The 11,613-nt window shown below is 40.5% G+C and carries 12 protein-coding genes; all 12 read right to left on the bottom strand.

Annotated features, from left to right (window positions below):
• Positions 1 to 26: 26 nt before the first annotated feature.
• On the bottom strand, positions 27 to 533 hold the full coding sequence (locus tag MKY52_RS25840) for a PTS sugar transporter subunit IIA (RefSeq protein ID WP_042187759.1): 507 nt from the start codon (positions 531 to 533) through the stop codon (positions 27 to 29).
• 22 nt (positions 534 to 555) lie between these two features.
• A complete protein-coding gene (locus tag MKY52_RS25835) occupies positions 556 to 1,428 on the bottom strand; it encodes a PRD domain-containing protein (RefSeq protein WP_042187757.1) in 873 nt (290 codons plus the stop codon).
• A gap of 214 nt (positions 1,429 to 1,642) precedes the next feature.
• Positions 1,643 to 2,029 (bottom strand): DivIVA domain-containing protein, encoded by a 387-nt coding sequence (locus MKY52_RS25830; RefSeq protein ID WP_042187755.1) that lies wholly within the window; start codon positions 2,027 to 2,029, stop codon positions 1,643 to 1,645.
• A 93-nt stretch (positions 2,030 to 2,122) separates the two neighbouring features.
• The gene (locus tag MKY52_RS25825; RefSeq protein WP_042127258.1) at positions 2,123 to 2,482 is read right to left on the bottom strand and encodes a helix-turn-helix transcriptional regulator; all 360 of its coding nucleotides are present in this window, start codon (positions 2,480 to 2,482) and stop codon (positions 2,123 to 2,125) included.
• 309 nt (positions 2,483 to 2,791) lie between these two features.
• Positions 2,792 to 3,808 (bottom strand): extracellular solute-binding protein, encoded by a 1,017-nt coding sequence (locus MKY52_RS25820; protein WP_341054409.1) that lies wholly within the window; start codon positions 3,806 to 3,808, stop codon positions 2,792 to 2,794.
• 109 nt (positions 3,809 to 3,917) lie between these two features.
• Complete coding sequence (locus tag MKY52_RS25815; RefSeq protein ID WP_341054408.1) at positions 3,918 to 5,000, bottom strand: ABC transporter ATP-binding protein; 1,083 nt, start codon at positions 4,998 to 5,000, stop codon at positions 3,918 to 3,920.
• Between the two features lie 23 nt (positions 5,001 to 5,023).
• Positions 5,024 to 6,679, bottom strand: coding sequence for an ABC transporter permease (locus tag MKY52_RS25810; protein ID WP_076286420.1), 1,656 nt, complete (start codon positions 6,677 to 6,679; stop codon positions 5,024 to 5,026).
• A gap of 91 nt (positions 6,680 to 6,770) precedes the next feature.
• Positions 6,771 to 7,808: an ABC transporter substrate-binding protein gene (locus MKY52_RS25805; protein ID WP_341054407.1), complete on the bottom strand. Its 1,038-nt coding sequence runs from the start codon at positions 7,806 to 7,808 to the stop codon at positions 6,771 to 6,773.
• 22 nt (positions 7,809 to 7,830) lie between these two features.
• Entirely contained in the window at positions 7,831 to 8,619 is a 789-nt protein-coding gene (locus MKY52_RS25800) for a DUF3919 family protein (protein WP_042187743.1), read from the bottom strand.
• Positions 8,620 to 8,680: 61 nt separating this feature from the next.
• Positions 8,681 to 10,096 carry a sensor histidine kinase gene (locus MKY52_RS25795; protein WP_341054406.1) on the bottom strand — a complete coding sequence of 472 codons (1,416 nt, stop codon included), beginning with the start codon at positions 10,094 to 10,096 and terminating at the stop codon, positions 8,681 to 8,683.
• A gap of 3 nt (positions 10,097 to 10,099) precedes the next feature.
• Entirely contained in the window at positions 10,100 to 10,765 is a 666-nt protein-coding gene (locus tag MKY52_RS25790) for a response regulator transcription factor (RefSeq protein WP_341054404.1), read from the bottom strand.
• 270 nt (positions 10,766 to 11,035) lie between these two features.
• A complete protein-coding gene (locus tag MKY52_RS25785) occupies positions 11,036 to 11,611 on the bottom strand; it encodes a GNAT family N-acetyltransferase (protein WP_076298888.1) in 576 nt (191 codons plus the stop codon).
• Positions 11,612 to 11,613 lie beyond the last annotated feature (2 nt).

Genomic DNA, 11,613 nt, shown 5'->3' with positions numbered 1-11,613 from the left:
AATAGTAGTAATGCTCTATCAGCCTATTACTTTGAAGCCACTGTAAGAATCAGATCCTGTCCTGCTGTAACCTGACCATAATGTCCGTTCACTTGAGGTGGTGTTTCCTCCGTACTAGTCACGATTACAGGTGAAATTGTGTCACAGCCTGCTGCGCGAATAACATCCAGATCAAATTCGATTAAGGTTTGACCTGCCTTCACTTGATCTCCAGAGGCAATATGACTGACAAATCCGTTGCCCTTAAGACTGACAGTATCGATTCCGATATGTAACAACAATTGCACACCGGAGGAATGTTCCAGAATAACTGCATGACTCGATTTCACGATATGAGCAACCGTGCCATCAAAAGGAGCCTTTAGGATCCCCTCGGAAGGTCTGATTGCAACTCCGCTACCCATATGACCACCAGCAAAGGTTTCATCCGGAACCTCTGTTAATGAAACTGCTTCTCCGCTGATTGGTGCCATGATTTCGATTGTATGTCCAGTATGTTTCTCTTCTTTTTTTGATTTCCATTTGGAAAACATATGCTCCACTCCTCTAAAGATGTTAGTTTTGTTTCACTAAAGTCTGAAATAATCGGTGTAAGTGCATCGCCAGGAAACACAGCTCTTCTTCCGGGATATCTACACCAAGAGATTTTTGCATCACTTTACCGAGCTTTTGAGATAACTTGTATTCTTCCTTGTATTCCTTCTTAATATGTTTCACAAAAGGATTATCTATTAGTGATCCCTTCAAAATACGTTCCAGTGAAAACCGTAAATGGATCATTAATCGAATATGATTCATACTGCCATGCTCAAAAGTTATATTCCGTTCTTGCTGTATCATGTCCAGAAGTTCACTTACAATATTAGATGCTTTTACTAACTGACCCACCGATACATTGTTAACTGCGGAGTACACATGATAAGTTAGAAATCCAACCTCGTCTTCGGGAATTTGCACCTGAAATTCAGCATTGATCTTCTCTGATGCCTTGTAAGCGATATCAAATTCCTTCGGAAAAGACATCTTAGTTTCTTGTAAAAAAGGATTAATAATATCCATCCCGTTGCGCAGACGGTAAATGGTGAACTGAATGTGGCTCGGGAGTGCCAAATAAATCTTGTCGTTTAATTTGTCAGGAAATTGACTTTGGATATCAGCAATTATTTCATCAGTTATTCTCATCACTTTGGGATCTATGTCTTCCAGCAATATTTGATACTGACTCCAGGATTCGCGGTCTTCTAGACGAAACAATTTCTCAATACGAGGATCGTTTCCTTCAATCACACCTGAACCTTTCACAGCAAAACCAATGCCTTTACCGATGATGACATATTCCTTGCCGTTCTTGCTTCCCTGAACCATTACAACGTTGTTCCCAATCACACGCTGTACTTGAAATTGCTCGATCTCCCGCGACAAGCTCATCACTCCTTTCCCATATTATCGTCAATTAGGAACAAAAAAAGCCAAGAAATGTCTCATCGAGATGAAGACAATCCTTGGCTCATGCCCTTAACGGTAACACGCCACTAAAATATAAATGATCATTTATGAACATATCATAAATCATGAACTGCTAACTCGTCAATGGTAAATTTATAAATGTCAAGCGCAGCTCCTGAACTCAAAAATTCATGAGTTATAAATAGCTTTCAATTTGGGGAAGCTTTTCTTTAAGCTGACGGACATTGGTCTCCAGTTTTAGAATGACCTCTTCTAATTCCTTAGGGTCGATGCCTCGAAGTACAGGAACCTGAATTACCTCTGTGGCTTTTGTTTCTGATTTTAATTCTCGCATCTCCAGCTGCTGTTCTTGCCATTTATCCATCAGATCAGCAATTGTCGCATAAAAACGCTCATAATCCTTGATTACGCTATCTAAAAATGTATCCACTTCCTCCGCATCGTAACCACGAAGCTTCATACTGAATTCTTTTTCATGTATGGTTAGAGCATCTAGAGTGATGCCAAGTTGGCTGAATAGCTTACGTTGTTTGTCCAATCGACGTTTCATATGTTCATCCATCATTTGTTACCTCCAAGTATATACTGCAATTATCCGGCAGTAACCATTATAACAGGGTGAGAGCATCCTGAAAATATAACTAAAGTTCCAGTTCTAGAAGTTATCCGCAACCGCTTTGTTTAAAATACCTAAGCAGCGATCAAGATCAGTCTTCACCTGCTTCTTATATAGCTTCGCTTTCTCTTCTCCATCGGAAGTAAAATGATATAAGACGATTTCTTGAAAATCCACCTTCGGGTCATTCCCTTTTAGCTGTTTAGTACGATATAAAATCCCTTGCTGTACCAGCTCATGCAAGGCGCGATAGATTTCGCTCTGTGGGGGAGAATATCCATGTGCCTTGAAATCTCTACGTAAATCCTCAAGCATCTGGTATCCATACCCGCGATGTTGTTCTACCATTGTTATAAGATATACTTTGATAAAAGCCCGTTGAGCAATCATAAACGCCATATAAACCCTCCTCATGTTGTGTTTTTTTGGTTAATCTTACCTTCTATAACTCTAGTATAAGCACTATTTTCCAACTTTCACAACCTGAAATGTGGTAGTGGGTTCACTTTTTCCGATTTGTATAGAAATTTAATAGGGATAGATGATGAATTTATTGAAAGTAACTAGATAGAGTTGTTTATTTTGTGATTTTCTATTGTGAATTTTTCATATGATGAAAGTTGGTTTTCTTGAGTAATAAATAACGGCCATCGAGAACTTAACCCCATAAAGTTCTCGATGGCCGCTGAATAATGATTGAACAATACCTTAGCGTTTATTGGCCTCGTGCCATTTAGTGAGTAATTCCTCCCGGTTCGCAGCAGCGATATCGAATCGATACGTAATCATTAATTTTTCCAGCTTAACAGAAGACAATAGCGGATGGATCTTAATATTCGGCATCACAGGTAAGGAAAATGCGGAATTCATATAATCTGTTTGAGCATCTGTTGACAGTACAAAATCCACCAGCTGCTTAGCAGCAATCACGTTGTTCCCACCTTTCAAGATCGACACTGCACCTATCTCCCATCCAGCTTGTGGAGGAATAGAAGATTGTATAGCATATCCCGAATTCTTAAATCGAAGCTGGTCGCCCATAAAGCTGATAACAGCAGCAACTTCACCTACTGCAAGCCGCTGCGCAGAACTAATTCCTGAGAATGTAGTTGATGAACTCTGCTTCTTAAGAGCACTCACCAATGCTAGAGCTTGCTCCTCCCCACGTTCTTGTGCAAGAGAGGCTAACAATGTGTATCCTGTACCTGAGGTTTCTGGGTCCGGAATTTCAATTTTCCCCTTGAGCTCGGGACGTAATAAGTCTTCGTAGCGTTCCGGAAGAGGTAAAGCTACAAGCTGAGGATCTTGATTCCAGACCTGCTCATTTACACCAATAGCCAATGCACCCATGTATATACCTGTCCAATAGCCCATTTTATCTTTATAAATGTCGGGGATCTCATCAGCAACATGTGATGAATAGCGAATTAATTTCCCTTTGTTCTTGAGCTGCTCATGAAGATCAGCAGGCCCACCGAGAACAACATCAATGCCAGTCTTATTGATCGACATCAAATGGTAGCTTGCCTCACCGCCAGACATGCGAATAAGCTCATAAGACTGTCCCGTCTTCTTCTTATATTTTTCCAACAGAATACGCGCTTCATCCTCTTGAAAAATTACATATACTTTGAGAGGCTGATTGCTTTTCTGTCCAGGATAGAAATATATTAGAAGAAGTATTGTTACCGCAACCAATGACATGATAATTACCTTTATTCTCAATTAGAACGTCTCCTCCCGCTAAACTAGCCTATAGCCGCCGTTCTATAAAAAAACGATACGCCAAAAAAGGAAAACGACTGTTTTCCTTTTTTGGAACATCTACTTCAGTTTACGGACTAACCTTTTTAATAATATGAATTTTGTCTATTGCCGCACTCATCCGAACTTGACCATCGAAAGTCTTTTGACCAATATCATAAGCATCGACAATCCATTCTTTGCCCCATTGATCTGCAAGGAAATATCTTTCCTTTTCTCCTAGAAACATCGAGGATTGGACTACTCCCATGATGTTAAATCCGCTAATGTCCGGATGATTTAGTCGCAATGATTCGGGGCGAACACTCAGAAGAACTTCCTCACCCTCTGTCAGCTTCTCTTCTGTAGTAATAGTAACGTTATCCCCTCCAAAGCCGTAGCTAACTGTTGCCGTACCCTCTTTACTTTGCATGACTACTGCCTCAATAAAATTGGTAGAACCAATAAAATCAGCTACATATTGTGTACGAGGTTTATAATATATTTCGTGCGGCGTACCGTACTGATCAATAGCTCCTTTATTAAAAACAACGATCTGATCTGACATCGACAAAGCTTCCAATTGATCATGCGTTACATATATTACGGTTAGTCCAAGTTCCTGTTGAATTGTTCGCAGTTCAACGCGTACCTCTTCACGTAATTTAGCATCTAGATTACTTAGTGGCTCATCCAGGAGAATAATCGGTGAATTCATCACTAAGGCACGAGCCATAGCTACACGTTGCTGTTGTCCACCAGACATTTCATGGGGATATCGCTCTTCAAGTCCGGATAATTTGACCTGGGCCATAACAGCCATTACCCGTTCCTGTACTTCTGCTTCAGGTCTTTTCTTAATATCTAGTCCATAAGCAATATTATCAAATACCGTCATATGCGGGAACAAGGCATATTCCTGGAACACCATTGGAGTGCCCCTTTTATATGGAGGTAATTCATTAACCAAATTCCCATCAATCCACACCTCACCATCATCGATGGTATAGAAACCCGCGATGGAACGTAATAAAGTCGTCTTCCCACAACCACTCGGACCAAGGAAGGTGATGAACTTCCCCCGTTCAATCTTTAAGTTGATATTTTTCAAGACATGGTTATTGCCGAACACTTTATTCACATTTTTCAAATCTAGTAGTATGTTGGATTCCATCGTGCCCACTCCCTTCAAAATCATTAGAAATCAAATATTTTCACTTTGGAACGGAAGATCAACTTGATTACTCCCAGTGTTCCAAGCGTTGCACCCATCAAACCCACTGCCACAGCGGCTGCCCAATAATAGGTTCCCGTTTCGGCATAGTTAAAGATCGATACTGCTGCAACAACCCATTTAGGGGTAATTAGGAAGATTATCGTACTCAAAGTATTCATATTTTTCATAAACGCATAGACAAAGTTCGCTACGACGGTTTTTTGCAACATTGGAAATACAATCGTTGTTAGCGTCTTACGGCTACTCGCACCCAGATTGGTGGCTGCTTCTTCGATCGATTTATCCACTTGTTTAAAAGACGCAGTCAAGCCCCGATAACCTACAGGCATCTGTTTAAGTAACATCGCAATGACAATCAATGCTGCAGATCCCTGCAAAACAATCGGACCTTTACTAAACGCAACAATCAGTGCAAGACCAACGAATGTTCCTGGAAGCGCAATTGGAAGAACCGCGCTGAAATCTAGTAATTTTTTACCTGGAAAAGGTTTGCGAACTACTATATAGGCGAGCACTAATGCAAGAGCCACCGCCAGCAACGCACTAATTAGCGATAACACTAAGCTGTTCAAAACGGCTGGACTAGATGAACTAAAGACAACTTTCATAATATGATCCAGTGTGAACGTATTATCTCGACCAAAGTTTTTCGTAAAGGCGAAAAGAATGGTGATCGCAAACATCGAAATAATGAACAATGAGATTAAACTGTTAAAAGAGAAAAGTAATGCATCTGTCCTCTTAGATGTAGTGATCCGTTTCAAACCAGATACCGGCTTACCAGTTATCGTTGAGTAGGAGCCTTTAGATAAAATCTTATTCTGAACCCAGAATACAATCAGTGCAGGAATTACTAAGATAATCCCCATGACCGAAGCTAGTCCTGCCTCGTTATTAATGATTTCTCCGTAAATTTCAACTGCTAAAAGTGAATAGTTACCACCAATTAGCTTTGGATTTCCGAAGTCAGCGAAGCAGTTAATCGCTACCAGCAAGAATGCGTTAATAACACCTGGAAGTGCAAGTTTCAGCGTAATCGTCCTGAATAATTTAAACCCTCTAGCCCCAAGATTCTGTGCTGCTATCTCCAGATTCGGTGATATAGCGCGGAGCACACCTGTTATAGTCATGTAGGCAAGTGGAAAATAGGATATCGTCTGAACAATCCACAGCCCCGGTAATCCATACAAATCAAGCTCAAAATTAAAGTTGGTATTTAACCATTGTGAGATCATTCCCCCACGTCCAAAAAGCAATAGGAATGCTAAACCACTCATAACCGAAGGAGCTAATAATGGAATAAAGGCTATAAATCGAAAGAACTTCTTTCCTCTGATGTTACTGTAGTGAATCGCATACGCATAAATAAATCCAAACACTGTTGCTGTAAAAGCGGATAATGATGAGCTAACTACCGTATTTAATAGCGCTTTTCCATAACGGGGTTTACTAAAAAACGTTGCCCAATTATCAAATCCAGATGTAAACACAACGACTACCAGCGGATAAATAACAAATAGAATGAGAAATGCAAAGCTAGTCAGTACAAGTACGAGTGACGATGGATCTTTAAAGAGCCTGTTGATCGACTCCCCAATGCCTTTTTTTTCTTTCATAGGGGGCGACTCCCACCTTTCTGCCATCCAATTTGAGGGGCATTACAGTCACCATATATGGTACAGCCATGCAATACCCCTATTGGCTCTTTTATTTCAAATCTTTTAATGCATTTTGCAACTCTTTACGCTGCGATGCTGCTTTTAACAAATCATAAGCATCGTTGTATTTCGTTGTTTCAATATCAATGCCACCTTTAGGAATCGGTACTGATGCTTTAACGGATACTGCGTATGCAGATTGCGTATACAACTCACCCGGTTCATTGGTAAGCATATAGTCCATAAGCTTCTTCGCAGCCTCTGTATTAGGTCCACCCTTAACAATGGATAAGGCTCCAACTTCATAACCTGCTGCTTCTGGAACAACACTAACAATTGGGTTGCCTTGGTATTTAATCTTCAATTGATCGCCTAGGAAAGTCACACCAATTGTATACTCCCCTTTAGCAGCTTTCTGAATTGGCTCAATGCCAGACTTAGGTCTTTCCTTAAGGTTAGGTAGCAACTGTTTGATATAGTTCAACATCTCATCATCACCCCATACTTGGGCTAAAGAAGCTACTGCTGTATATGCTGTACCCGATGTTGCTGGATCAGACATACCGATTTCACCTTTGAATTTAGGATCGAGTAAATCCTTAAAAGTTTCAGGGTATGGATCACTACCATATTTCTCTTTCCAACGTTCTTCATTAATACCTATAGCGATTGGATTTAGATAAAACCCTGTCCAGAAGCCATCTTTGTCTTTCATATTGTCAGCGATGTCAGAAGCATTCGGAGAAGCGTAAGCTTCCAATGAACCTGCCTCTTTCAGTACTTGGTGCGAATCTGCTGGCCCTCCCATCAGAAAGTCGGCTTGTGGATTCGACATTTCATTCTGTACACGGGATACCGCTTCTCCACTTGGCAAACGTAGGATGTCATAGTCAATTCCGGTTTCAGCTTTGAATTTATCCAGAATTTTACGAGCCTCTTCCTCTTGAAAAATGGAATATACGGTAATTTTTTTGATTTCTTTACCGCCAAATACTCCTGATTTATACATGAAGAACCCCGCTACCAACACAACTACTATGACTGACAATAAAATGACTGACTTACTGTTTTTTTTCTTTCTCGCCATTGACTAAACCATCCCTTCAAGATCAGTATGAGGCATTATTTAGTTTGAAATAGACTCTTTGATTGGTCTCATCCAGAAGGTCATAGACCACGAAGTAAGCACCGTTATACCGATCCACATGGATCCAGTGCTTTTTCACTCGATAATCATTCGTGAGCTGAATGACAAAGTGAGCATCGGGTGTACGTTGTAAGTCATCAAAATGGCTGAAATCGATAATACGCTCTGCTGCACGAATCTGCGATATCAACGCCTTCCTCTCAACCTGAGTGAGAGCTGTAAGTACTCCCTGCTGTAGTGTGAACACATCATTAATCTTGTTTTCCACAGCAGATCCAATACTCGACGTTGTTAACATCTTATCGATGAGTGTACTTTGCAGCTTGCGGATAGTAGCACTTACATTAAGCGAATTAACTGACTCCGCACCGAAGTGAAACGCATTCGTTTCCACTTGAAAAGGAATATCTTCTTGATCCAGATAGGCCATCGTTCCCGTCAACAGAAGTCTCGGAACCAACTGTTGTGGACGCTGCATTCCTGATGATAACAACCCAGAAAAAGTAGATCTCAATTTCAGCAATTCCTTCGGATCCTCAATGGATATCGTCCCTAGGCCTGGATACGTAATATCCACGCGCATCGGAACGCCAGCAATGCGGTCAAGTTGATCCTCCTGTCGAGGTACAACATGCACTTCATCAAGAGGTATTCGAAAAGTGTAAGCGCACATGCCGATTAGCAGACTGCCTATGATGACTTGTAACAAGATGAGGCGAAACCATGAAAGCCCTTTCTTATCCTCTGGCACTTACTTTAACCTCCTCATATATCAGAAAAATTTTAAATTTGTATCAGTTTTGTAACAGCGCTTACATTTGTTGTGTTAAGGGGAATCTCAGCTGAATCTCTGTCCCCTTCTTCTCCGAGCTAGTAATGACGATACTCCCTCCTTGAAGTTCCATAAACTGTTTACATAGAGGTAATCCTAACCCATGTGATTCGTTTGAAATAATACGATCCTGTTTTTCTGCCGAGGGTAGAAATAATATACTTTGCAATTGTTGCGATATCCCTCTCCCGTTATCTATGATACGAACCAGCCCAAAGCCCTCATGCTCCGTTAACTCGATATAGAGATTTGTGCATTCGCTATGCTTAATAGCGTTATCAATCACGTTAAATAGAACTTGCTGAGTTCTCTTGGGATCTAAATTCACTTCACAAGATGAGATCTTTAGCGTGGTAACAATCGCGGATTTTTGAAGGGTCGGCTCTAAGATTCGTAGACTATCCATAATGACAGCCCCTAAATCAGTACACTCCAGCTTGATACGCCAAGCCTCATCACCAATCAGTGAGGTCTGTAACAAATCCTCAACCATATTTAACAACCGAGTACTCTCTTTACGGATATAGGTATTACACTCCTGTATATCATCCTTCTTATTCATTCTTTCAATTAAATCCGAAAACCCGATAATCGAAGTTAATGGTGTTTTTAATTCATGAGTTATGTTGTCGTAGAAAGCTTTCTGCTTTCCCTGTTCATACTTTAACATTTTGATATGATGTTGCAGCGCATCCGACATATGATTGAAATCCTTGGCTAATTCTCCTACCTCATCCTGACTACTCGCCTGTATCTTTCTGCTAAAGTCGCCAATGGATACAAGCTTAAGCGCCTGCTGCAAGGCATGTAGAGGCCTTACCAACAAAGATGAGAATGAATAGCTGACCATAAGCGAAAAAATTAAACATCCTACAGCTGCAGCGATGAACCATGTACGCATCTGGTTTAATGTCTGTAAATTCTCATGGAGGTCCAATAAATATCGAAATCCACCCACAATTTCTCCTTCATACCAGAAGGGAACTGAGTAGATTAGATATTGTGTACCTTCACCTGCAGTTATGACCGTTGCAGCATTCCCGGTAAGCGCTTTCTCAATATCGTTACGTTTCAGTAAGTTTTCTTTATCACTGCTGCTCCCAACAATCGTCTCATCTAGTGCGAATAGTTGTACTTGAAAATTGCTGTTTGACGCCAAATGTGACGCAATAAAGGGGGCGTACTTACCTGAAAATAATTGATCTATATTAATTTTCTGATCACTGACAATCTTCAATGCCTCAATACGATGCAAGCCAAAATACTGACTTAACGTCTGAGTATCCCGTTTAATCATACTTTGGTTAAGCGTATAATTAACGATAAAAAACATCGCTGTGAGCAGCATAACAATCGTAACGGCATGCTGAATAAACATTTTATTTCGCAGCCCCATCTTCTATACCTCCAGCTTATAGCCTGTCCCATGTATAGTGGCGATCAGATGCTCGTTGGGTTTCATTTTCTCCCGAAGACGGTTTACCACCATGTCCACGGATCTTGTATGCCCATAATAATCATAACCCCAGACCTGATCAAGCAAGTCTTCGCGAGTGAAAACTTTCTTAGGATGAGCACATAAGAGCCACATGAAGTCAAACTCTTTACTAGTTGTCTTAAGCCATTGTTCCCCTATCTTACAGGTACGTCCATTCTTATCAATTTCAATAGGTCCAATCTTGATCACTTCAGGAGGCGCCACCATCTTCATTCGTCTCATAACTGCCTTAATGCGCTCGATAAGTTCCCTTGTCTCAAAAGGTTTCGTTAGATAATCATCTGCTCCCAACTGAAAGCCAAGGATTTTATCATTCATTTCATTCTTAGCGGTGAGCACGATTACCGGTACTGACTTATACTGTTGTTGAAGCATTTGAAGAAGCTCGAACCCGGAACGGTCAGGTAACATAAGATCTAACAGAATTAAATCGGCAGACCATCTTGCAAGTTCATCCCACGCCTTAGTCACCGTTCCTACAGCTTTCGTCTGATACCCTTCCACCTCTAAGCTCAATTTTAGCAGCATTTGAATGCTGGGATCGTCTTCAATAATTAAAATATTCATACGTAGCCCTCTTTTCCTTAGATGCTATTTTACACTGAACTTTCATATTTTTAGTTATCCTCTTATAATAGCGGATATCGTTCAATACGAAAACGCTTTCCAAATATCTACAATTAAAAATACAAATCAAATAATTGACTATAAACTTACATTTTATGTCTCTAGTATAGTAAGTAAAATCCACAAAAAAACTCCCACATAATGGGAGTAGTGCGGGATGTTGTGGAACGGACTATATTACTCGAAAATCCCTTAATCGAGCGATTGAGCTCATGATTGTTCATCTCTGTTTTTCTCCATAAATTCTTCCTTCGTCAATCCAAACAATATCAAATCATAATATCGTCCGTTCGTGTAAATGACTTTCCGTCGCACGCCCTCTTGCACGCAGCCGACTTTCTTTAACATCCCTATAGAACCTTCATTACCTTCAAGCGCACATTCATTGAATTTATTTAGCCGTCGCTCGAAAAAAGCATATTTTAAGAGGATGGTTATAGCTCTCGTTCCATACCCTTTACCTCGATGATCTTTATCCACCTGCACACCAATGCTGAACGTACCATTTTTCTCATCAATGCTATTTAGATTTACGCCTCCGACATTTTCACCATGCAAATCTTCGATCGTAAACATTAGTCTATTCGATGAGAATTCAGCGTAAGTCTCCGCAAAATTTTTAGCTTCGGCAATGGTGGGTGGTAGTTCAACTGCACATTGTAAGAGTCTCCGTGCTGGGGTATCAAAACGATTCGTATAATAGCCTTCCCAATCCCCTTCTTGTATTGATCGTAATCTTATTTTCTCGTCTTTCCAGTAATAATTACTATAATCTATCTCTCTCATTT

Source organism: Paenibacillus sp. FSL P4-0184, assembly GCF_038004625.1.
Taxonomy (GTDB): domain Bacteria; phylum Bacillota; class Bacilli; order Paenibacillales; family Paenibacillaceae; genus Paenibacillus_AQ.
Note: the sequence above shows the minus strand (reverse complement) of the source record. Positions and strands in the feature narration are given on the sequence as shown.

Coding starts and splice junctions, on each gene's coding strand:
- MKY52_RS25835 (WP_042187757.1), bottom strand. CDS start 1,428: ATGAGCTTGTCGCGGGAGATCGAGCAATTTCAAGTACAGCGTGTGATT.
- MKY52_RS25810 (WP_076286420.1), bottom strand. CDS start 6,679: ATGAAAGAAAAAAAAGGCATTGGGGAGTCGATCAACAGGCTCTTTAAA.
- MKY52_RS25790 (WP_341054404.1), bottom strand. CDS start 10,765: ATGAATATTTTAATTATTGAAGACGATCCCAGCATTCAAATGCTGCTA.
- MKY52_RS25795 (WP_341054406.1), bottom strand. CDS start 10,096: ATGGGGCTGCGAAATAAAATGTTTATTCAGCATGCCGTTACGATTGTT.
- MKY52_RS25815 (WP_341054408.1), bottom strand. CDS start 5,000: ATGGAATCCAACATACTACTAGATTTGAAAAATGTGAATAAAGTGTTC.
- MKY52_RS25840 (WP_042187759.1), bottom strand. CDS start 533: ATGTTTTCCAAATGGAAATCAAAAAAAGAAGAGAAACATACTGGACAT.
- MKY52_RS25830 (WP_042187755.1), bottom strand. CDS start 2,029: ATGGATGAACATATGAAACGTCGATTGGACAAACAACGTAAGCTATTC.
- MKY52_RS25805 (WP_341054407.1), bottom strand. CDS start 7,808: ATGGCGAGAAAGAAAAAAAACAGTAAGTCAGTCATTTTATTGTCAGTC.
- MKY52_RS25785 (WP_076298888.1), bottom strand. CDS start 11,611: ATGAGAGAGATAGATTATAGTAATTATTACTGGAAAGACGAGAAAATA.
- MKY52_RS25825 (WP_042127258.1), bottom strand. CDS start 2,482: ATGGCGTTTATGATTGCTCAACGGGCTTTTATCAAAGTATATCTTATA.